Source organism: Pseudomonas sp. s4 (assembly GCF_046764235.1).
Lineage (GTDB): Bacteria > Pseudomonadota > Gammaproteobacteria > Pseudomonadales > Pseudomonadaceae > Aquipseudomonas > Aquipseudomonas asiatica.
In genome coordinates, this window is record NZ_CP177209.1 from 745087 (window position 1) to 767754 (window position 22668).

Below are 22668 nucleotides of genomic sequence, written 5' to 3' on the forward strand. Positions count from 1 at the left end.
GTGCCATCCACCGAGTTGCCTGATTCGCGGGCACGCCCGCTCCCACAGGTTCCGTGTTGCCTTTGAGGTGCAATCAGCGCACGCCCGGCGAAACGATGATCTTCACGTTCTCCTCCTTGTTGTTGACCAACTCCTCGAAGCCCAGCTCGACAATCTGCTCCAGCCCGATCCGCCCGGTCACCAGCGGGCGAATGTCCAGCCTGCCGTCAGCGATGAAGGCAATCACATCGGCAAACTCGCCGTTGTACGCCAACGCGCCCAGCACCTGCTTTTCGGTGGACACCAGTTCGAAGAAGTTGAACTCGCTAGGCTCCTCGAATATCCCCACCAACACGCACTTGCCCGCCTTGCGGATGGTGTCGATGGCCAGCTTGGCCGTGTGTTTGTTGCCGATGCATTCAAAACTCACATCCGCGCCCAGCCCGGCAGTGAGCTTGCGGATTTCCACCAGGGCGTCGCACTGGCTGGGGTCCAGCACTACGCTGGCGCCAACCTCTCTAGCCTTGGCCTTGCGCGCCGAGGACATTTCCAGGGCGATCACCTGCGCCGCGCCTGCCGCCTTGGCACACATGATGGTGCACAAACCAATAGTGCCGGCTCCAACTACCACCACCGTCTGGCCAAGCAGGCTGCCGGCCTTCTTTACCGCATGCATGCCCACCGCCAGCGGTTCGATCAGCGCCCCGGCCTCTGCCGGGAAACCCTGCGGCAGCAGGTACAGCAGGTTGGCGGGCACGTTGACCAGTTCGGCAAAGGCGCCGTTGTTCATCAGGCCGGTGAAGGCCAGGCGCTCGCAGATGTTGTACAGGCCGTGGGTGCAGTAGTAGCAGGTGCCGCAATGCTGGCAGGCGTCCGCAGCCACCGGGTCACCGACGGCAAAACCTTCCACGCCTTCACCCAGCTTGGCGATCTGGCCGCAGAACTCGTGGCCGAGGATGCACTGGCCCTGGATGCCGGTCAGCGGGTGCGGTGCCTCCACCGGGATGAATACCGGGCCAGCGACGTATTCGTGCAGGTCGGAGCCGCAGATGCCGCACCAGTCCACCTTGATCTGCACCCAGCCGGGCGCAGGGTCGGCCGGCAGGGGCACCTGTTCGACGCGAATATCATTGCGGCCATGCCAGACGGCGGCGCGCATGTGGGTGTGGCTCAGGTCGTTCATTGTTGTTCTCCAGGCTCACGGAAAGGGCTTAGTGCTTGCGCAGGAACGCGAGCAGTTGCTGGTTGACCTGTTCGGCCGCCTCCATTTGCACCATGTGGCCAGCCTCGGGCAGCACCAGCACTTCAGCCTCCAGCCCTTCGGCATGGCTGGCCGGGATGATCGCGTCCTTGCCGCCCCACACCACCAGGGCCGGGTGTTGTCCCAGCACCCCGCGCAGGTCGTGGCGCTGCCGGTCGCCGTCGGCGATGGCCGATGCCAACAGGCGCAACGCGTCGTCCACGCCTTCCAGGCGCTTGAACTTGAGCATGTCCTCCAGCATCTGCCGCGTTACCAGTGCGGGGTCGGCAAACAGCTGTACCATCTGCGGTTTGAGGGCATTGCGGTTGGCGGCAGCGACGAAGCCTTGCAGGTACTGTCCGTTGATCTCCTCGCCCAGCCCGGCACTGGCCACCAGGCTCAGGCTGGCCACCCGTTGCGGCGCCAGGCGCGCCACGTTCAGGCTGACCGCGCCGCCCATGGAGTGGCCGGCCAGGTGGGCCTTGGCGATGTCCAGGTGGTCGAGCAGGGCCAGTACGGTTTCGCTCAACTCATCCAGGTCGCCCCGTTGCAGGGCCTTGGCCGACTCGCCATGGCCCGGCAGGTCGAGGGCGATTACCCGTCGCTCGGCAGACAGCGCCGGGTGGTTGAACAGCCAGTTGTTGAGGTCGCCACCAAAACCGTGCACCAGCACCAGCGGCGTGCCGCCTTCACCGAGCTCGAACCAGCGCAACTGCCGGCCAGCCACTTCAGCCTTCTGTGGCGCTGGCCCTTGGGCCTGGTCGGCGCCCCCCTCGGCGACGAACTCGGCCTGGAAGCGCTGCACCACGGCATCGATTTCGGCTTCTTCGGCTTCGCCTTCCACCACCACCGCCAGCAGGGCACCGACCGGCAGGGTTTCATCAGGCCTGGCCACCTGGCGGCGCAACACACCGCTGAACGGGGCTTCGACGCTGCTGCTGATCTTGTCGGTCTCGACGTCCAGCACCTCGTCGCCCTTGTTGATTTCGTCACCTTCCTGCTTCAGCCAGGTATCCACCCGGCCCTCGGTCATCGACAGGCCCCACTTGGGCATGGTCAGGGTATGGATCTGGCTCATGCGGCACTCCTTGCGGCTTCGATCACTTTGCGTACCGCAGCCTCGATCTTCGCCGCGTCAGGGATGTACAGGTCTTCCAGTGCATCGGAGAACGGCACAGGAGTATGCGGGGCGGTGACCATTTCGATCGGGCCCTTGAGCGCGCCGAAGGCCTTCTGTGCCACCAGCGCGCTGATGTCGGTGGCCATGGAGCAACGCGGGTTGGCTTCGTCGATCACCACCAGGCGGCCGGTCTTTTCCACGCTTTCCAGGATGCTGTCCTCATCCAGCGGGCTGGTGGTGCGCAGGTCCAGCACTTCGCAGTCGATACCCTGGCGGGCCAGGTTGTTGGCGGCCTCCAGCGCCACATGCACCATGCGGCCATAGGTGACCAGGGTCACGTCGTCGCCATCACGCAGGAAGTTGGCCTCACCGAACGGTACGGTGTACACCTCTTCCGGCACCTCTCCCTGCATGCTGTAGAGCAGCTTGTGCTCGCAGAAGATCACCGGGTCGTTGTCGCGGATCGCCTGTATCAACAGGCCCTTGGCATCGTACGGCGAGGACGGGCAGACCACCTTCAGGCCGGGAATGTGCGTCCACAGCGAGGTGAGCATCTGCGAGTGCTGGGCCGCCGCGCGCAGGCCGGCGCCGTACATGGTGCGCATCACCAGCGGGGTTACCGCCTTGCCGCCGAACATGTAGCGGAACTTGGCGGCCTGGTTGAGGATCTGGTCCAGGCAGCAGCCGGCGAAGTCGACGAACATCAGCTCGCACACCGGGCGCAGGCCCTGGGTGGCAGCACCGACGGCAGCGCCGACGTAGCCGATTTCCGACAGCGGTGCGTCGAGCACGCGCCCCGGGAACTGATGGTAAAGGCCCTTGGTCACGCCCAGCACGCCCCCCCAGGCGTCATCCTCGCCGGGGGCACCGGCGCCGCCGGCAACGTCTTCGCCAATTATGAATACAGTGTTGTCGCGGCGCATTTCCTGGGCCAGGGCTTCGTTGATGGCCTGCTGGTAGCTGATCTTTCTTGCCATGGTGATTCTCCTGTTGTTCTTGTAATCCGCGGCTCAGGGGTAGGCGACGTAGACGTCGGTGAGCAGGTCGGCGGGCTGTGGCTTGGGATCGGACTTGGCGCGGCGCACGGCGTCTTCGATCAGGTCCTCGACGCGGGCGTCGATGGCGTCCAGTTGCGCAGCCGTGAGCAGGCCGGCGCGGGTGGTCTTGTTGCGGAACTGCATGAGGCAGTCGCGGGATTCGCGCAGGTTCTTCACTTCGTCCGGGGCGCGGTAGGTTTGTGCATCGCCTTCGAAATGGCCGTAGTAGCGGCTGAGCTTGACCTCGATCAGCGACGGGCCTTGCCCGGAACGCGCACGTTCGATGGCAGCGCCGGCGGCCTCGTACACGGCAAAGAAGTCGAAACCGTCGATGGTGACACCGGGCATGCCGAACCCGGCCGCGCGATCGGCGATATGGTCGCAGGCAACCGACCAGGTCGAGGCGGTGGCTTCGGCGTAGCCGTTGTTCTCGGCCACGAAGATGCACGGCAGGTTCATGATCGAGGCCATGTTCATGGCTTCGAACACGGCGCCTTCGTTGGAGGCGCCATCGCCGAAGAAGGCCACCGATACATCGTCGCGGCCTTTGATCTTGGCCGCCAGCGCCGCCCCGGCCACCAGCGGAGCGCCGGCACCGACGATGCCGTTGGCGCCGAGCATGCCTTTTTCCAGGTCGGCGATGTGCATCGAACCGCCCTTGCCGCCGCACACGCCGGTCTTCTTGCCGTAGATCTCGGCCATCATGCCGTATACGTCCACACCCTTGGCGATGCAGTGGCCGTGGCCGCGGTGGGTCGAGGCGATACAGTCGCTATCGCGCAGGTGGGCCATGACTCCGGCGGCGGAAGCCTCCTCGCCGGCATACAGGTGCACGAAGCCAGGGATCTCGCCGGTGGCGAACTCGACGTGCAGGCGTTCTTCGAAGGCACGGATAGTGCGCATCACTTCATAGGCATGCAGCAGTTGTTCGGTACTGAGTTGATTGGACATCTTGTTGTTCTCCGGGGTTGTCTCAACACGGGTTTGCAGGGTGCAGCCGATGGCCACGGGGCACGGCCAGCAAGTGATGGCGGGCGGCGTGCGCCAGTACGGCCTCGACGTCCACGCTCAATGGGCCTTGGTGGTCGAGGGTGATGGTGGGGCTGTCATGCTCGGCGAATTCGATTTCGCGCTCGCCGTCCAGCGCCAGGGTGCCGCTGGCCAGGCTCAGGCGATGGGCTACGCCGGGCGTCAGGGCGCCGCTGGCGGTGATGCCGCAGCCTTGCAACAGGCCGGGTGCCAGCGGTGCGAGCAGCGCTTGTTCGGCACCGGGGTTCAGGCGTACCCAGGCACCGTGCGGGTCCTGGCGCGAGACCGGGCACCACAGGCCGCACAGGGCCGAGAGGCCGATGGCATGGGGTTCGGCGAAACACGCGAAGACTTCGCAAAGGTCTTCGCTGCGGCTCAGTGCCCGAGCGCCGATGAAGCGCTGAGGCGACACCGCCACCTCCACCAGTGCCCATTCGGCAAGCTGTTGTTCGGGCACCTTCACCAGCAGGCGCTTGTTGCGGCGCAGGCCGATGCTGGCTGGTACCCGTCCGCTGGCAAGCAGGCCGCCGGCCAGGCCGGCGCTGGTGGCCTCGCGCAGTTCGGGGAAGGCATTGTTGGTGCCGGTGGACAAGGTCAGCAGCGGCACGTCCCCGGCCTCGGCAGCGACTGCCTTGTGGGTGCCGTCGCCGCCAAGCACGGCGATCATCGCCACACCGCGCTCGACCATTTGGCGGGTGGCCAGGCGGGTATCGGCAACAGTCTGGGTCAGCGGCAGGTCGAGGATTTCGATGGCCGGCCAGTGCTGGTCATGGGCGACCGGGCCCTGGCTGGCCTTGAGCACGGCAGCGGCGATGCCGGTCATGTCGCTGGGCAGCAGCACCTGGCCGATGCCGGTAGCACCGAAGGCAGCGAGCAGGCGCTGGATCGCCGATGCCTTGTCGGTACTCGAATAGAGCCCGGCATTGGCAGTCAGGCGGCGCAGGTCGCGGCCGGAGGCAGGGTTGGCAATGATGCCGACAGTTGGGGCGGGTAGCGGCATGGCGCACCTCGTTTCTTGTTTGCCAGTGCCGGAGCAAGCGCGGTGCCAGTTTTCCTTGGGTTGGCTGAAATCACCGGGGCAGAGCGGTTTCGTTGCGCTCTGGCCGGAACGTATGGCCGGGCTGGCGAGACGCCGGGTGCCAGCCGAGGTATGGCATGGCCGAGACGCTGAGACGCTGCGTCTCAAGCCGGCCGGTAATCACGCAGTGCTTGTCGGGGCATGCCCGGAAGCGCTTAATGGCCGGACAACGATAAAAACAGCAACGAGAACCGGAGGGCCTGAATGCTTGCCGCGAACTCCCGAGCCCATGTCGACTGCGTCAGCAGGGTGCTGAAGAATGCCGACCGCCTGCCGCAGGCGCCGGTGCCACCGCTGATTCTCGATTCATGGCGCCGTTCCATGGAGCTGTACCGCCTCGACCCCGGGTCCCAGCAGGGGCCGCGCATTCTGTCCCAAAGCCTGCTCAACGAGTGCCGTGAGCGCGCCGAACTGTTCCTGCGTATCGCCAGCGATGCCGTGGCCCGCCTGCATGAGCGGGTGCGCGGTGCCGACTACTGCGTGCTGCTCACCGACGCCTTGGGGCGCACCATCGATTATCGGGTCGAGTCTGCCATCCGCAACGACTGCCGCAAGGCCGGGCTGTACCTGGGCACCTGCTGGTCGGAGGGCGAGGAGGGCACCTGCGGCGTGGCGGCGGTGTTGACCAGCAAGGCGCCGGTCACGGTGCACAAGCGCGACCACTTCCGCGCCGCGTTCATTGGCCTGACCTGTACGGCGGCACCGGTGTTCGACCCGCTGGGCGAGTTGCTGGGCGTGGTGGATGTCTCGGCCTTGCAGTCGCCGGACGACCGCCGCAGCCAGCACCTGATCCGCCAATTGGTCGAGCAGACTGCGCGCGAGATCGAAAATGCCTTCTTCATGCACAGTGCCCAGGGCCATTGGGTAATGCGTGCCCATGGCACGCCGGGCTATGTGGAAAGCCAGCCCGACTACCTGCTGGCCTGGGATGGCGATGGCCGTCTGCAGGCGATCAACAGCCTGGCGCGCCAGCGCCTGGTGGAGCATTTGGGGCGTTTGCCCGAGCACATTGGCGAGCTGTTCGACATGGATCAGCTGCGCCGCGTGAACGCATCGTCTGCGCAACGCCTGCCGGGCCTGGGTGGGCTGTACGGCCGGGTCAGCGCCCCCCGCCAGCGCCAGCGTGCGCAGCCGTTGCGCCAGGCCCAGGACGCCCGTATCGAGCAGCATCTGCGCCTGGCCACGCGGGTCAAGGACTGCAATCTGGCGGTGCTTGTACAAGGCGAGACGGGGGCTGGCAAAGAGGTGTTCGCCCGCCAGCTGCATCAGCAAAGCCTGCGTCGCGATGGCCCGTTCGTCACCCTGAACTGCGCGGCCATCCCGGAAAGCCTGATCGAGAGCGAGCTGTTCGGCTATGTGGCCGGGGCCTTCACCGGGGCTTCCAGCAAAGGTATGCAGGGGCTGTTGCAGCAGGCCGATGGCGGCACGCTGTTCCTCGACGAAATCGGTGACATGCCGCTGAACCTGCAAACCCGGTTGCTGCGCGTGCTGGCGGAGGGTGAAGTGGCGCCGCTGGGCGCGGCGCGGCGGGAGCGGGTGGATATCCAGGTGATTTGCGCGACCCACCGCGATTTGGCGGCGATGGTGGAGGATGGGCGTTTTCGCGAGGATCTTTACTTCCGCCTGGCCAATGCCCGCTTCGAATTGCCGCCGCTGCGCGAGCGTGAGGACCGCTTGGGGTTGATTCACCAGTTGCTGGTCGAGGAGGCCGAGGCCTGCGGGGTCGAGGTGATGTTGGCGGATGATGCGCTGCAGGCGCTGCTGGTCTATCGCTGGCCGGGGAACTTGCGCCAGCTGCGGCAGGTGTTGCGCTATGCCTGTGCGGTGAGTGAGGGCGGGCAGGTGCAGATGCAGGACCTGCCGCAGGAGGTGCGCGGCGAGGTAGTCGCATCGGCTGAAAGCAGCATGTCCTGTCCGGCCCGGCAGTTGCTGCTGGATGCGCTGATCCGCCATCGCTGGAAGCCGGCCGATGCGGCGCGGGCTCTGGGGATATCGCGGGCAACTTTGTACCGGCGGGTGCATGAGCACCACATCGAGATGCCGCGGATGAAGGGGTAGGACCCGGGGGCTGCTTTGCAGCCCAATCGCCGGCAAGCCAGCTCCCACCTCGACCGCATAGACCTCAAGCCGTGTGCAATCCCTGTGGGAGCTGGCTTGCCGGCGATGAGGCCCTGACAGGCAATAAAAAACCCCGGAACAAGTCCGGGGTTTTCAGTACATCACACTACGCGATCACTCCTGGCTGGCCAGTTTGTGCTCGAGGTAGTGAATGTTGACGCCGCCTTTGCAGAAACCTTCATCACGCACCAGGTCGCGGTGCAGCGGGATGTTGGTCTTGATGCCGTCGACGACGATCTCGTCCAGGGCATTGCGCATGCGCGCCATGGCTTCGTCGCGGTCCTTGCCGTAGGTGATCAGCTTGCCGATCAGCGAGTCGTAGTTCGGCGGAACCGAGTAACCGCTGTACAGGTGCGAATCAACACGCACGCCGTTGCCACCCGGGGCGTGGAAGTGCTTCACCTTGCCTGGGCTCGGGATGAACTTCTTCGGGTCTTCGGCGTTGATACGGCATTCCAGCGCATGGCCACGGATGACCACGTCTTCCTGGCGGAACGACAGCTTGTTGCCAGCGGCGATGCTCAGCATCTCCTTGACGATGTCGATACCGGTCACCATCTCCGACACCGGGTGCTCAACCTGCACGCGGGTGTTCATCTCGATGAAGTAGAAGCGGCCGTTCTCGTACAGGAACTCGAAAGTACCCGCACCACGGTAGCCGATCTCGATGCACGCATCGACGCAGCGCTTGAACACTTCCTGACGGGCTTTCTCGTCGATGCCCGGGGCTGGCGCTTCTTCCAGTACCTTCTGGTGACGGCGCTGCAGCGAGCAGTCACGGTCGCCCAGGTGAATGGCGTTGCCCTGGCCGTCGGACAGTACCTGGACTTCCACGTGGCGTGGGTTGGTCAGGAACTTCTCCAGGTAGACCATCGGGTTGCCGAAGGCTGCACCGGCTTCGGTACGGGTGAGCTTGGCCGAGGAAATCAGGTCCTCTTCCTTGTGCACCACGCGCATGCCGCGACCACCACCGCCACCGGCGGCCTTGATGATCACTGGGTAGCCGACGTCACGAGCAATCGCCAGGGCGACTTCTTCATCTTCCGGCAGCGGGCCATCGGAGCCCGGCACAGTCGGTACGCCCGACTTGATCATCGCGTCCTTGGCCGAAACCTTGTCGCCCATCAGGCGAATGGTGTCGGCTTTCGGGCCGATGAAGGCGAAACCGGATTTTTCCACCTGCTCGGCGAAATCGGCGTTTTCCGCCAGGAAGCCGTAGCCCGGGTGGATCGCGGTGGCGCCGGTCACTTCGGCGGCAGCGATGATCGCCGGGATATGCAGGTAGGAATCCTTGGACGATGCAGGGCCGATGCAGACCGACTCGTCTGCCAGGCCCAGGTGCATCAGTTCACGGTCGGCGGTGGAGTGCACGGCGACTGTCTTGATACCCAGCTCTTTGCAGGCACGCAGGATCCGCAGGGCAATTTCCCCGCGGTTGGCTATCAGGACTTTTTCGAGCTTCCCAGACATCGTTGGCTCTCCGCGATTCAAACGACGGTGAACAGCGGCTGGTCGAACTCAACCGGTTGGCCGTCTTCTACCAGGATGGCGTCGATGACACCGCCAACATCGGCTTCGATGTGGTTCATCATCTTCATGGCTTCGACGATGCACAGGGTGTCGCCTTTCTTCACGGTCTGGCCAACTTCAGCGAAGTTCGGCGAGGTCGGCGAAGGCTTGCGGTAGAAGGTACCTACCATCGGCGAGCGGATCACGGTGCCTTTCAGGGCCGGGGCGGCGGCAGCGGCTTCAGCGGCCGGAGCGGCAGCGGCGACCGGGGCAGCAACAGGAGCAGCGGCTACCGGAGCCGGTGCGAAGTACTGCTGGGCAGCCGGGGTCTTGCTGTGACGGCTGATACGGACCGACTCTTCGCCTTCCTTGATCTCCAGTTCGTCGATGCCAGACTCTTCCAGCAGCTCGATCAGTTTCTTGACTTTACGGATATCCATTAATCATCAACTCCCAAAGGTTCGGTCAGGGGGCGAAATACAAAAAAACGTATCTGAAACGTTTCTCTCGAACCCTGGCCCACTGAGGCCAGGGTTTTCATCATTTGGGCTGTGCGTTGGCAGCCAGTTGTTCCAGCGCGGACTCCAGGGCCAGGCGATAACCGCTGGCGCCCAGGCCGCAAATCACCCCTACTGCAACATCGGAAAAGTAGGAGTGGTGGCGGAACGGTTCGCGTTTGTGCACGTTGGACAGGTGCACTTCGATGAATGGGATGCTCACCGCAAGCAATGCGTCACGTAATGCGACGCTTGTGTGGGTGAAAGCAGCCGGATTGATCAGGATGAAGTCCACACCCTCGTTGCGTGCGGCGTGAATGCGGTCGATCAGTTCGTATTCGGCGTTGCTCTGCAGGTACTGCAGATGGTGGCCTGCGGCGCGGGCACGTTGCTCCAGGTCCTGGTTGATCTGGGCCAGGGTCACGGCGCCGTAGTGGCCAGGCTCGCGGGTACCGAGCAGGTTGAGGTTGGGGCCGTGAAGCACCAGTAGCGTTGCCATCTGCGGATTCCTTGGATTTGTAGGGCAATTCGACACAGCGCGGCGAGTGTGCCGTAAAGCGACGGCAAGTGTCCAGTTCCCGGCAATAGCCAGCACGATGTCCGAGGTTCGCGCGAAGTATGTGACCAAATAATTAAATTTGGTCACTGATTTCTGGATTTTTCACAGCTCGCGGGAAGTTATAGACCGACTTTACCGCGCACGCGTGTGAGAATTTGCGCAAATTCACTGGCATTTATCTCGCCAATGACCCGATTAGCGGTTATTTCGCTACCGTTCGCGGCAAAGAACAGCAGGGCGGGCGGGCCGAACAGCCGGTAGCGATCGAGCAGGCTGCGTTGTTCGGCATTGCTTTCGGTGATGTCAAAACGCAGCAGCTTGAAGCCGGCCAGTTGCGCTTGCACCTGCGGCGTGGTGAGCACCTCGCGTTCGATCACCTTGCAACTGATGCACCAGTCGGCGTACCAGTCCAAGAGCACCGGCTGGCCGGCTGCCTTGGCCTGGGCCAGGGCAGCGTCCAGTGCGGCGGGGGTAGTGATCGTCTGCCAGCTATCCGCCTGCACCGCGGGCCCGTTGCCGGTGGCCACAAGGGTTGCCGGCGGCAGCGGGCGCAGTGGGTCGCCGTGGCCGCTGAGGGCGCCGTACCAGCAGGCCAGGGCGTACACCAGCAGGGCCAGGCCGAGCAGTTGGGCCAGGCGCTGGCGCGCGGTCTTGACGACAAATTCGAGGGCACCGAGGAACAGCGCCACGCCGGCGGCGAGGAAACCGACCAGCAGCAAGGTCAGCGGGCCTGGCAGCACACGGCTGAGCAAACCGATGGCCAAGCCCAGCAGCAGGACGCCGATGGCGTTCTTCACCGTGTTCAGCCAAGGGCCGCTTTTCGGCAGCCAGGCCGCGCCACCGGTAGCCACCAGCAGCAATGGTGCGCCCATGCCCAGGCCTAGGGCGAACAGCTTGAGTGCGCCGCCCAGGGCATCGCCGCTGGCGCTGATGTACAGCAGCGCACCGGCCAGCGGCGCCGACACACAGGGCGAAACCAGCAGGCTGGAGAGTACGCCCAGTATTGCCGCGCCCAGCAGCGAGCCGCCCCGGGTGTGGCTGGCCACATTGTTCAGGCGGTTGCTCAGGGCTTGCGGCAGTTTCAGTTCGAACAGGCCGAACATGGCCAGGGCAAATACCACGAAAAACAGCGCGAAGGGCACCAGTACCCAGGCCGACTGCAGGCGCGCCTGCAGGTTCAGGCCGGCGCCGAACAACCCCATCAACGCACCGAGTACCGCGAAGCTGGCCGCCATCGGCAGCACATAGGCCAGCGACAACGCCAAACCGCGCAGGCCGCCAGCCTGGCCGCGCAGCACCACGCCGGAAAGGATCGGCAGCATCGGCAGCACGCAGGGGGTGAACGTCAGGCCGACCCCAGCGAGGAAGAACAGCAGCAGCGACTTCCAGGTCCAGGCGTGTTCACCGCCGGCCGGGGTGCTTTTGCCGCCTTCGCCATCGATGCTCAGGCGTGCGGTTTCTGGCGGGTAGCACAGGCCTTTGTCGGCGCAGCCCTGGTAGCCCACCAGCAGGGTGAAGGCGCGCGGGTCATTGCGCGGGAGCTCGATATCGAGCACGCCGTGGTACACCTCGACATCGCCGAAGAACTCATCGTGCTTGGCCTCGCCCTTGGGGATGCTTGGTGTGCCCAGGGCAATGTCGGCCGGTTCGGTGCGGAACTGGAAACGGTGGCGATAGAGGTAGTAGCCGTCGGTTGCGACGAAGCGCAGCTTGATGGTTTGCGCATCGGCCTGGACCAGGCTGAGCTTGAACGCTTCGTGTACCGGCAGGAAGTCGGCGTTGTTGGCCAGCGAAGCTGCGCCGAGGGTGGCGCTGGGGCGGTTGTCGAGCAGGCCCGTGGCGAAGGCAGGGCTGGCCAGCAGCAGGAACAGCAGGAAAAACAGGCGGCGCATGGCGGACTCGCGAGGTGGAACGTGCTGGGCATGATAGCGGAGTTGGTGCGGGTTGGGGCCATGCTGGTGGCGGGGGCGACACATGGCCGCTGGCTCATGTGCTGCGGGTAAACCCGCACCCACCTCGTCCGCATAAACCTCAAGCCATGCGCTATCCCTGTGGGAGCGGGCATGCCCGCGAAGAGGCCGGTACAGGCCAACCTAGACTCTGAAGGCCCGCACCGCCCGGTTCAGTTCACCACCCAGGCTCAGCAACTGCTCGCCTTGCTCGCGCCCCTCGCCAATGCGCTGCAGGTTGTCCTCACCCAGCTCATGAATCCGCTCGCTGTGGTCGCGAATCTCACTCACGGCACCACTCTGCTGCGCCGTGACATCGGCAATCCGCACCGCAGTGTCCGAAATGGTGCGAATGGCACAGACGATCTCGTCCAGCGCCCCGTCCGCCGCCTGGGCCTGGTTGGCCGTGGCCTCGGCATGCTCAAGCTGCGCACGCATCCCGGCCACCGAACTTCTGGCTGCCTGCTGCAAGCGGTCGATCAGTGCCTGAATCTCGCCGGTCGCCCCGGTGGTGCGCTGTGCCAGCGAACGCACCTCATCGGCCACCACGGCAAAACCACGGCCCATCTCACCGGCGCGGGCCGCTTCGATCGCGGCATTCAGCGCCAGCAGGTTGGTCTGCTCGGCAATCGAGCGGATCACCGTCAGGACGCCGCCGATGGTGGCCGACTCCTCCGCCAGTTGCTCGATCATGCGGGCGTTGCCCTGCACCTCGTCGACCAACTCACGCAAGCCCGACAGGCTCTGGCCGATCACCGCCTGGCCCTGCTCCACTGCACGCCCGGCATCGCGGCTGGCGTCAGCTGCGGCGCTGGCGTCGCCGGCCACTTGCTGGATGGTCGCTTCCAGTTCACCCAAGGCATCGCGGATCTGCCCGGTGTCGCCGGCCTGGCGTTCGGCGCCGTCATGCAGGGCGGCGCTCATGCCGGCCAGGGCGTGGCTGCTGCCAGCCACCTGCTCGGCGTTGTGGCGTATGGTGCCGACCAGCTCTACCAGATACTGACGCAGGCGGTTGAGCGATTCCTGGATGTCGCGCAGTTCGCGGTTGGTCCTCCCCAGGGCGATGGCCTCGGCGAAATCACCCTCGGCCCAGCGCGACAGGGCAGGGGCCAGGCCGGTCAGGGTGCGCGCCAGGCGGCGTTGCAAGGTGTCGATCAGCAGGGCGATAAGCAGGATCAGGCCGATCATAAGGCCCTGGATGATTCGCACTTCAGCGGCAATTTTCGCATGCTGGGCGCGTACCTCGGGCTCCAGCGCCGCAATGGCCTGTTGCACGGCCTCCAGGCGCTGGCCGGTGCTGGCGGCCAGGGCGACGCGGCGCTCGATCTGTTCGCGGGTGCGCTGCAGCTCGGCCGGGTAGCGGCCGAGCAGGCTCTGCAGTTCGCGCTTGAGGCCGACGGCAATGTCTTCCTGCTGGGCGCTGGCCTGGGTTTCCAGGCCCATCATCGCGGCGAAGTCGTCGGCACCGGATTCGGCGGTATGGGTTACGCCGAGCAAGGGCAAGGCATCGATCGCCTGGGCCTGGGCACGGATCAGCTGCAGCTCACGCTCCACTTCGTCGGCCAGCTCCGGGCGGCCGCTGCTGACCAGCTTGTCCCGGGCCAGCGACAGGCGACCGAGGTGCACGGTGGCGTCGAGCAGTGGCACCAGGTAGCGGTTTGCGTCGGCGTTGCCGCTGTCGCGGGCGTAGCCGGCCATCTGTTCGAAGTTGGCACCCAGTTCCCGCTCGGCCTGCAGCAGCAGGGCTTGCGGGTCGCCGGCCAGCTTGCCGGCGGCCAGCAGCTCCTCGGCGGTAAAGGCCTGCAGGCTGTCCAGGCTGGGGCGCAGTTTGTCGGCCAGTTCGCTGGGCCAGTCGGCCAGCGCGGCCTGCAACTGCTGGTTGGCCTCCATCGCCGCGGCATGGCGCAGGGCATCGCCGCTGCCCAGGTACGCCTGGATGTTGCGGGCCGCCTGGTTCTGGAACTGCTGGGACAGGCCCAGGTAGCGCTCCATCAGTTGGTAGGGGCGCTCCAGGGCCCGTTGCGACCACCACAAGGTGGCGCCCAGGGCGATACACACGGTTACCAGCAACAGGGTGTTGAAATTGGTCAGCCACTTCAGGCGCATAGCCGCGAGCTTCCTGCGGGGGAGGGAGAGGTCGGTGGCTGAAGTTATTGCGATTTTGTGACGGGGTGATGACGACAGGGGGTTGGCGCCATAAAAAAGTGGCACAGTGCCTCTATTGGTGGCCGCCTGCACTGGCCTCTTCGCAGCACAAGGCTGCTCCTACAGCGCGTGCGATACCTGTAGAAGCAGCCTTGTGCTGCGAAGAGGCCAGTGCAGGCTATAAGAAACTCAAGGCTCCACACGGACTACACAATTACGCCCGGCATGCTTGGCCCGATACAGCGCCTCGTCCGCCGCACTGGCCATGGTCAGCGCATCCAGCCCCTCATCCAACTGCACCACCCCTGCACTGAAGGTGCACTGCAAGTCCCGTGGCTGCGCCGGGTAGAGGATCTCGGCAAAGCGCCTGCGGATTTCGTCCAGAACCTTGTGCGCCGCGTCCAGTGCGGTATTGGGCATGACAATGGCGAACTCTTCACCGCCGTAACGGCCAATGAAATCGGTCTTGCGCAAGCGCTGCTTGAGAAACAGCGCCAGGCTCTTGATCACCCGGTCGCCCATGGGGTGACCGTGGCGGTCGTTGATCTTCTTGAAGTGGTCGATGTCGAGCATGGCGAAGCACAACGGCAGCTGCTCGCGACGGGCGCGGAAGCTGCAGTCTTCCAGCAATTGCAGGATGTGGGTGTGGTTGTACAACCCGGTCAGGCTGTCGCGTACCATGCGCGCCTTCAGGTGCCGGGCGCGGGCGGCGCGGTTGCGCACGGTGGTGATCAGGTGGCGTGAGCGAAACGGCTTGGTCAGGAAGTCATCACCGCCTTCGCTCATGGCATCCAGCTGCTTGTCCAGGTCGTCCTCGGCAGACAGATAGATGATCGGCACACTCACATAACGGTCGCTGTGGCGGATCACCTTGGCCAGTTCGGGGCCGGTGCAGGCCGGCATGTACAGGTCGAGGATGATCAGGTCGGGCTGGAAGTCAGCCAGCTCGGCCATGGTGCGGATCGGGTCGGTCAGGCTGCGGGTGATCATGCCGGCGCTGGCCAGCACGCGCTCGGTGTACAGCGCCTGGGTGCGTGAGTCGTCGATGACCAGTACGCGCAACGGGTCGTGCTGGGTTGCATTGGTCAGCAGTTCGACCTTTTCCAACAGGCTGGAGGCTTCCAGGGTGCCGGTGAGGAAGTCCTGGCCACCGGCGCGCACGGCGGCCAGGCGGGTCGGGGTGTCGGTTTCGTGATGGCTGAAGAACAGCAGTGGTATATGTCGGGCCAGCCCCTGCTGCATCTGGGCAGCCAACAGCAAGCCTTGGCCGGCACCGTTGAAGTCGACATCCATGATGATGGCCGAGGGCGGGTATTCGCTGATCGAGGCCTGAAACGCCGCGGCGCTGGCAAGCGCCTGCACCACCAGGCCAAAGAATTCCAGTTGCTGGGCCAGGCGCTGGGCGCGTTCGTGGTCCTGCAGCAGGATGTACACCGGCTTGCGCAGGGGCGGCAGCAGCACCTGATCGAGCGGGTCGTCCTTGCGCAGGCCGCTACGCGTCAGCTGTTGGGCGGGGCACAGCGGGCTCGGCTCGGCTGCTTGGCTCATGTCCTGGCTACTTGTAGGTTGGGGTGTGCAGGGGCAATGATGGCTCTATGCTAGCAGTTCTTTTCAGGTGCGTGAGTGCCCTGTGTCAACAAAGCGGCCAGAACGAATATTCAGTTGCTGACCGATTGGTCGCTTATGCGTAAGGCGGTGTCTGCTTTATAGTGCTGCCACGCGGGCTTGCCGTGGCACCCTGGCGTAGGCCTGTGGTCCAAGCCCCTGAACCGTCGTGACTGATTAAGGACAAAGCCATGCTGGACTGGAAAAACCGCGAGGCCAAAGCCGAGCCCCGCGAGCGTGTCGACGGCCGTGGCGCCGCCGCCCGTAGCTATCTTGGCGGCCTCTGGAGCCGTGCCCTGGGGACCCTGATCGGGTTGTACCTGCTGGTGTGCATCGGCCTGGGCTGGTACTGGAGCCAGGAGCCGGAGCTGTTCCCGGTGCAGCAGAACGCCCAGGCCGCAGCCGAGCGTACCGGCCAGCAGATGGTGGTGGGCTACACCACTATCGAAACCCTCAAGACCGTGGCCGGCACCTTGCTGAACAAGCCTGGTGGCTACATTTCCAACGACCGCTTCCCGCCAGGGCTGTGGATGGACAACATGCCGAGCTGGGAATATGGCGTGCTGGTCCAGGTGCGCGACCTGTCCCGTGCCTTGCGCAAGGACTTCGCCCGTTCGCAGTCGCAGTCGACCGAAGACGCCGACCTGGCCAAGGCCGAGCCGCGTTTCAACTTCGACAACAAGAGCTGGATCCTGCCGTCGAGCGAGTCGGAGTTCGAAGAGGGCATCAAGTCGCTGACCCGCTACCAGACCCGTCTGGCTGCCGGCGACAAGGGCGCAATCTTCTATACCCGTGCCGACAACCTGAACAACTGGCTGGGTGACGTGGCCACCCGCCTGGGCTCGCTGTCGCAGCGCCTGTCGGCCAGCGTTGGCCGGGTCAAGCTCAACACCACGCTGAAGACCGAGTCGCTGGTCGCCGGCCAGGCGCCGCAGGTGGACGAGGAGCTGGTGGAAACCCCATGGCTGCAGATCGACAACGTGTTCTACGAAGCCCGTGGCCAGGCCTGGGCGCTGTCGCACCTGCTGCGCGCCATCGAGGTGGACTTTGCCGACGTGCTGGCGAAGAAGAACGCCACGGTCAGCGTGCGCCAGATCATCCGTGAGCTGGAAGCCTCGCAGGAAGCCCTGTGGAGCCCGATGGTGCTCAACGGCAGCGGCTTCGGCATGTGGGCCAACCACTCACTGGTCATGGCCAACTACATTTCCCGGGCCAACGCGGCGGTCATCGACCTGCGTCAGCTGCTGTCGCAGGGTTGATGATGGCGATCAGCCCGAACGAGGCCGCCCACCGGGCGGCTTCCGACCGAGAACTGGTCACCTGGGTGGATGAAGCCGACCGGGTGCTGGGTGCCTTGCCCCGGGCCGAACTGCGCGAGCGCGGCCTGATAGGGCGTTGCACGTTCATTCTGCTGTTCAACAGTGCCGGTGAACTGTGTGTGCACCGGCGCACCCTGAGCAAGGCGCTGTACCCGGGTTACTGGGATGTGGCGGCAGGCGGCATGGTGACGGCCGGGGAGGCGTATGCCGATTCGGCAGCGCGGGAGCTGGCCGAGGAGCTGGGGATCGACGGTGTGGAGCTGCGTTTTCATGAGCGGTTCTACTTTGACCAGCCGGATAACCACTTGTGGTGTGCGGTGTATTCGGCGGTGTCGGATGCGCCGTTGCGGTTACAGCCGGAAGAGGTGATCGAGGCGCGGTTCATTGGCCTGGAGCAGGCTGAGCAAGAAAGTCTGACCAAGCCGTATTGCCCGGACTCGTTGGCGGCGTTGCAGCGCTATAAAGCCAGCCTGGGATGACGCCGTGGACCGCTTTGCGGTCCTTTCGCGACACAAGGCCGCTCCTACATTGATCGGGGTACGCAGGGCTTTGTAGGAGCGGCCTTGTGTCGCGATCGGGCTGCAAAGCAGCCCCAGTGTCGAAAGGAGTCGCAAAACATTCGCAAAATGCCGCATTCCAGTACTTAGCAACAGCGGGATTTATCGTTACACTGCGCGCCCTTTTCGGGCTGCCGCAGGTCTTGTGGCAGTAGCGCCGCCCCTGCCAGAGTGGGGCTTCGCGGTCGGGCTCAACCCCCAGGGGCCGACCAGTTTTTGTCCTCAGCACAGAGGAACAAAAGTGGCCAAGAAAGCTTCTTCCTTCGCCGCCCTTGGCGGTCTCGTTTACTCCACCGACACCGGTCGGCACTGCCCCGACTGTAGCCAGCCGGTGGATGCCTGTACCTGCAAGCAGCAGGTCATCCCCGAAGGCGATGGCATTGCCCGTGTGCGCCGCGAAAGCAAGGGCCGCGGCGGCAAGACCGTGACCACCGTCACCGGCGTGCCGCTGCCGCTCGATCAGCTCAAGGAGCTGGCCTCTACCCTCAAGCGCCGCTGTGGTACCGGTGGCGCCCTGAAGGATGGGGTCATCGAAATCCAGGGCGACCATGTCGAACTGCTGATCGGTGAGCTGACCAAGCAGGGCTTCAAGGCGAAAAAATCCGGCGGCTGATGCGGCCACGCGATTTTTTGCCCAGTGCTTTCTAAACTCGTTGCCGTGACCAGGGTCTATCCAGGGCACGGACGAATCGTCATTTTTGGCTTTTACACTGCGCCCGCCTCCTTGCGGGGCAGTGTCTTCGACTTATCTATAGGGGACTTGAATGTCCGTACGACGCACACGCAAAGACGATGGTAGCCAATGGACCGTGGCCGACAGCCGCAGTGTTTATGGCATCCGCCATTGGGGCGCTGGTTATTTCGCCATCAATGAAGCCGGGCGCGTCGAAGTACGCCCCAACGGCCCGAAAAGCGCACCGATCGACCTGTTCGAACAGGTCGACGAACTGCGCCAGAGCGGCCTGTCGCTGCCATTGCTGGTGCGCTTCCCCGACATTCTGCAGGACCGCGTGCGCCAGCTGACCGGCGCCTTCGATGCCAACATCGCGCGCCTGGAATACCAGAGCAAGTACACCGCGCTGTACCCGATCAAGGTCAACCAGCAGGAAGCGGTGGTGGAAAACATCATCGCCACGCAGAACGTCTCCATTGGCCTGGAAGCCGGCTCCAAGCCTGAGCTGCTGGCAGTGCTGGCGCTGGCGCCGAAGGGTGGCACCATCGTCTGCAACGGCTACAAGGACCGCGAGTTCATCCGCCTGGCGCTGATGGGCCAGAAGCTCGGCCACAACGTGTTCATCGTCATCGAGAAAGAGTCGGAAGTGGCCCTGGTGATCGACGAGGCCGCCGAGCTCAAGGTCAAGCCGCAAGTCGGCCTGCGCGTGCGCCTGTCGTCGCTGGCCTCGAGCAAGTGGGCCGACACCGGTGGCGAGAAGTCCAAGTTCGGCTTGTCCGCCGCCCAGCTGATTTCGGTGGTACAGCGCTTCCGCGATGCCGGCCTGGACCAAGGTATCCGCCTGCTTCACTTCCACATGGGCTCGCAGATCGCCAACCTGGCGGACTACCAACACGGCTTCAAGGAAGCCATCCGTTACTACGGTGAGCTGCGTGCGCTGGGCCTGCCGGTCGACCATATCGACGTTGGCGGTGGTCTGGGCGTGGACTACGACGGTACCCATTCGCGCAATGCCAGCTCGATCAACTACGACATGGACGACTACGCCGGCGTGGTGGTGGGCATGCTCAAGGAATTCTGCGACGCGCAGGGCCTGCCGCACCCGCACATCTTCTCCGAGAGCGGCCGTTCGCTGACCGCCCACCACGCCATGCTGGTGATCCAGGTGACCGACGTTGAGAAGCACAACGACGACGTGCCGACCATCGAGAACAAGGAAGCCCTGCCCGAGACCGTGCAGTGGCTGGTCGACCTGCTCGGCCCGACCGATATCGAGATGGTGACCGAGACCTACTGGCGCGCCACCCACTACATGGGTGACGTGGCTGCGCAGTATGCCGATGGCAAGATCAGCCTGGCCGAGAAGGCCCTGGCCGAGCAGTGCTACTTTGCCGTGTGCCGCCGCCTGCACAACTCGCTGAAAGCCCGCCAGCGCTCGCACCGCCAGGTGCTGGACGAGCTGAACGACAAGCTGGCCGACAAGTACATCTGCAACTTCTCGGTGTTCCAGAGCCTGCCGGACACCTGGGCCATCGGCCAGGTATTGCCGATCATCCCGCTGCACCGCCTGGACGAAGAGCCGATGCGTCGTGCCGTGCTGCAGGACCTGACCTGCGACTCCGACGGCAAGATCAACCAGTACGTCGACGAGCAGAGCATCGAGACCAGCATGCCGGTGCACGCGGTGAAGGAGGGCGAGGATTACTTGCTGGGTGTGTTCCTGGTCGGTGCCTACCAGGAAATCCTCGGTGACATGCACAACCTGTTCGGTGACACCGACTCGGTGAACATCTACCAGAACGCCGACGGTAGCGTGTACCACGCCGGTATCGAGACCCACGACACCATCGAAGACATGCTGCGCTATGTGCACCTGTCGCCGGAGGAGTTGATGACGCATTACCGTGACAAGGTGGCCAGCGCCAAGATCACTGCGCGGGAGCGGACTCAGTACCTGGATGCGTTGCGCCTTGGTCTGACCCGGTCTTCGTACCTGTCGTCGTGATCCTCGGGGGCCGCTTTGCGGCCCATCGCGACACAAGGCCGCTCCTACAGGGGACCGCGAAACCACATGGAATTGCGGTTTCGCGGGAAATCGCGGCGCGAGCTTTTGTAGGAGCGGCCTTGTGTCGCGATCTGAGGGCGCAGCCCTCACCGCGTCATACTCGGTAATGATCCACCGGCGATGCATTTCATCGCCATGCCTATCCTGTGAATGCAATGTTCAAAGGAAGTCGACATGGATCGTCACGGCAACCATCGCTTGCGCCAAGGGCGCTTTTCAGAGCCAGGCCGGCTCTACCTGCTAACCACCATCACACGCCATCGCCTCCCGTTGTTCGAGAACCTCTGGTTTGCGCGTTCGGCCATTCAGCAATTGCGGCTGAGTGATCGAGAGGGGAGTTGCCGTTCGCTGGCCTGGGTCTTGATGCCGGACCATTTGCACTGGCTGATCGAGCTTGGCCCGACCAGCCTGGGCAAACTCATGTGTGCCTTCAAGTCGCGAAGCAGTTGCGCGCTCTACCGTACAGGTGCCGAGCGACAGCACATCTGGCAACCCGGCTTTTACGACCGAGCGCTGCGCAAGGAGGAGGATGTAAAGGCCGCTGCCCGCTACATCATCGCCAATCCCATTCGGGCTGGCCTGGTGCGGCGGGCTGGTGATTATCCACATTGGGATTGTGTGTGGCTGTGAATCCGCAGGTGATCGCGATACCAGGCCATCTCCATGTAGGAGCGGCCTTGCGTCGCGATGGGCCGCAAAGCGGCCCCGGCATTACTGAATCCACTCACCTTTTTCCTGCAACCGCCATCCCACCCACCCCAACGTCACTGCCCGCAACCCCATGAACCCGAGAAACGCCAACCACAACCCATGGTTGCCAAACCCACTCATGAGCACCCCCAAGGGCAGCGCAATCACCACCGAAACCAACATCGCATTACGCATCTCCCGCGCCCGGGTCGCGCCTATGAACAAGCCATCCAGCAAATAACTCCACACCGCAATCAACGGCAGCAATGCCAGGTACGGCAGGTACGGATAAGCCGCTGCCCGCACACTCTCGATGTCGGTCTGCAAATCGATGAACAGGTGCCCGCCCAGCAGGAACAACCCGGCAAACCCCAGGCTGATGATCAGCGACCAGCCACAGGCCACCACCAGCGAGCGGCGCAATGTGTCGCGGTCGCGGGCGCCAATGGCATGGCCGCACAGGGCCTCTACCGCGTGCGCCAACCCGTCAAGCGCATAGGCAGTCAGCAGCAGGCCGTTGAGCAGCAGGGCATTGGCCGCCACGGTGGCTTCGCCCAGACGAGCGCCTTGCACGGTGATCAGCAGGAACACCAGTTGCAGCGCCAGGCTGCGCAGGAAGATGTCGCGGTTCACCGCCAGCAGCGGTCGCCAGGCCTGCCAGCGCTTGAGCGCCGCCCACACGATCTGCCCCGGGTAGGCGCGCAGGGCCGGGCGGGTCAGGGCCAGGCCGAGCAGGGCGGCGCTCCATTCTGCAATCACCGACGCCCGCGCCGAACCTAGTACGCCCCAGCCCAGGCCAAGCACGAACCACAGGTTCAAGGCGATGTTCAGCAGGTTGGTGGTCAGCAGGATGGCCAGTGGTGCCCTGGCGTTCTGGGTGCCGAGGAACCAGCCGACCAGGGCGTAGCTGGCCAGTGCCGCGGGCAGGCCAAGCAAGCGGGTATGGAAGAAGTCTTCGGTGGCTTGCTGCAGGGCCGCGCTGGGTTGCATCGCGTGCAGCGCCAGCTGGCTGAAGGGCAGGGCCAGCAGGCCGATCAGCAGGGCGAAGCCGACCGCCAGCAACAGCCCTTGTACCAGTACCTGGCGCAACGCTGCCCCGTCGCCTCGGCCGGCGGCCTGGGCGGCGAAGCCGGTGGAGCCCATGCGCAGGAAGCCCATCAGGCCGACCATGAAGGTGAACAGCGTGGCGCCCACGGCTACGGCACCCAACTGGTGGGCGTGGGGGAGGTGGCCGATGACCGTGCTGTCGACCAGGGCTACCAGCGGCACGGAGATGTTGGACAGGATCATCGGCGCGGCCAGGGCCCAGACCTTGTGGTGGGTGGGGCGGTGCTGCCAGTCGGTGGTCAGTGAGGTCATCGGGCGTCCTGGGGAATCCTGGGGCTGCTGCGCAGCCCTTTCGCGACACAAGGCCGCTCCTACAGGAACCGCAAGGCCTTCCAGGTTGCCGCGGTCTCTGTAGGAGCGACCTTGTGTCGCGAAAGGGGCGCAAAGCGCCC

General features: G+C 64.5%; 18 protein-coding genes. 6 read left to right on the forward strand and 12 right to left on the reverse strand.

All coding sequences use genetic code 11. The annotated features are described in order from the left end of the window. Positions 1–73: 73 nt before the first annotated feature. The 5 genes from ACK56M_RS03495 to ACK56M_RS03515 are packed head-to-tail and all read right to left on the reverse strand — an operon-like array spanning position 74 to position 5405. Entirely contained in the window at positions 74–1138 is a 1065-nt protein-coding gene (locus tag ACK56M_RS03495) for a 2,3-butanediol dehydrogenase (RefSeq protein ID WP_224765940.1), read from the reverse strand. A 52-nt stretch (positions 1139–1190) separates the two neighbouring features. Next, complete coding sequence (locus tag ACK56M_RS03500) at positions 1191–2297, reverse strand: acetoin dehydrogenase dihydrolipoyllysine-residue acetyltransferase subunit (RefSeq protein ID WP_015268809.1); 1107 nt, start codon at positions 2295–2297, stop codon at positions 1191–1193. Continuing rightward, on the reverse strand, positions 2294–3316 hold the full coding sequence (locus ACK56M_RS03505; RefSeq protein WP_013970705.1) for an alpha-ketoacid dehydrogenase subunit beta: 1023 nt from the start codon (positions 3314–3316) through the stop codon (positions 2294–2296). Before ACK56M_RS03505 ends, ACK56M_RS03500 begins: the two co-directional genes overlap by 4 nt. 33 nt (positions 3317–3349) lie before the next feature. Next, positions 3350–4327 carry a thiamine pyrophosphate-dependent dehydrogenase E1 component subunit alpha gene (locus ACK56M_RS03510; RefSeq protein WP_015268810.1) on the reverse strand — a complete coding sequence of 326 codons (978 nt, stop codon included), beginning with the start codon at positions 4325–4327 and terminating at the stop codon, positions 3350–3352. 22 nt (positions 4328–4349) lie between these two features. Then, on the reverse strand, positions 4350–5405 hold the full coding sequence (locus ACK56M_RS03515) for an ATP-NAD kinase family protein (protein WP_015268811.1): 1056 nt from the start codon (positions 5403–5405) through the stop codon (positions 4350–4352). Between the two features lie 282 nt (positions 5406–5687). Here ACK56M_RS03515 and ACK56M_RS03520 point away from each other — a divergent pair, with 282 nt between their 5' ends. Beyond that, entirely contained in the window at positions 5688–7541 is a 1854-nt protein-coding gene (locus ACK56M_RS03520) for a sigma-54-dependent Fis family transcriptional regulator (RefSeq protein WP_054572844.1), read from the forward strand. Positions 7542–7715: 174 nt separating this feature from the next. Here ACK56M_RS03520 and accC read toward each other — a convergent pair whose 3' ends face one another. The 6 genes from accC to ACK56M_RS03550 all read right to left on the reverse strand — a co-directional run bounded on the left by accC (position 7716) and on the right by ACK56M_RS03550 (position 15808). Then, entirely contained in the window at positions 7716–9071 is a 1356-nt protein-coding gene (gene accC / locus ACK56M_RS03525; protein WP_003257054.1) for an acetyl-CoA carboxylase biotin carboxylase subunit, read from the reverse strand. A 17-nt stretch (positions 9072–9088) separates the two neighbouring features. Next, positions 9089–9550: an acetyl-CoA carboxylase biotin carboxyl carrier protein gene (gene accB, locus ACK56M_RS03530; protein ID WP_015268813.1), complete on the reverse strand. Its 462-nt coding sequence runs from the start codon at positions 9548–9550 to the stop codon at positions 9089–9091. Positions 9551–9650: 100 nt separating this feature from the next. Further along, entirely contained in the window at positions 9651–10106 is a 456-nt protein-coding gene (aroQ, locus tag ACK56M_RS03535) for a type II 3-dehydroquinate dehydratase (protein ID WP_003255330.1), read from the reverse strand. A gap of 179 nt (positions 10107–10285) precedes the next feature. After that, positions 10286–12058 (reverse strand): protein-disulfide reductase DsbD, encoded by a 1773-nt coding sequence (locus ACK56M_RS03540; protein WP_411959250.1) that lies wholly within the window; start codon positions 12056–12058, stop codon positions 10286–10288. 201 nt (positions 12059–12259) lie between these two features. Further along, positions 12260–14221, reverse strand: a complete 1962-nt coding sequence (locus ACK56M_RS03545) for a methyl-accepting chemotaxis protein (protein ID WP_137164940.1) — start codon at positions 14219–14221, stop codon at positions 12260–12262. A gap of 228 nt (positions 14222–14449) precedes the next feature. Next, positions 14450–15808 (reverse strand): diguanylate cyclase, encoded by a 1359-nt coding sequence (locus ACK56M_RS03550; protein WP_015268816.1) that lies wholly within the window; start codon positions 15806–15808, stop codon positions 14450–14452. Positions 15809–16056: 248 nt separating this feature from the next. On the opposite strand from ACK56M_RS03550, the gene ACK56M_RS03555 reads away from it, so the two are divergent. The 5 genes from ACK56M_RS03555 to ACK56M_RS03575 all read left to right on the forward strand — a co-directional run bounded on the left by ACK56M_RS03555 (position 16057) and on the right by ACK56M_RS03575 (position 21109). Beyond that, on the forward strand, positions 16057–17124 hold the full coding sequence (locus ACK56M_RS03555) for a DUF2333 family protein (protein ID WP_013970713.1): 1068 nt from the start codon (positions 16057–16059) through the stop codon (positions 17122–17124). Between the two features lie 2 nt (positions 17125–17126). Beyond that, on the forward strand, positions 17127–17663 hold the full coding sequence (locus ACK56M_RS03560) for an NUDIX hydrolase (RefSeq protein WP_217190798.1): 537 nt from the start codon (positions 17127–17129) through the stop codon (positions 17661–17663). A gap of 319 nt (positions 17664–17982) precedes the next feature. After that, positions 17983–18354, forward strand: coding sequence for a translation initiation factor Sui1 (locus ACK56M_RS03565; RefSeq protein WP_003257057.1), 372 nt, complete (start codon positions 17983–17985; stop codon positions 18352–18354). 151 nt (positions 18355–18505) lie between these two features. Then, positions 18506–20419, forward strand: coding sequence for an arginine decarboxylase (speA, locus tag ACK56M_RS03570; protein WP_013970716.1), 1914 nt, complete (start codon positions 18506–18508; stop codon positions 20417–20419). Between the two features lie 234 nt (positions 20420–20653). Next, complete coding sequence (locus ACK56M_RS03575; RefSeq protein ID WP_015268818.1) at positions 20654–21109, forward strand: REP-associated tyrosine transposase; 456 nt, start codon at positions 20654–20656, stop codon at positions 21107–21109. Between the two features lie 81 nt (positions 21110–21190). Here ACK56M_RS03575 and ACK56M_RS03580 read toward each other — a convergent pair whose 3' ends face one another. Further along, on the reverse strand, positions 21191–22528 hold the full coding sequence (locus ACK56M_RS03580; protein ID WP_015268819.1) for an MATE family efflux transporter: 1338 nt from the start codon (positions 22526–22528) through the stop codon (positions 21191–21193). Positions 22529–22668: the final 140 nt, after the last annotated feature.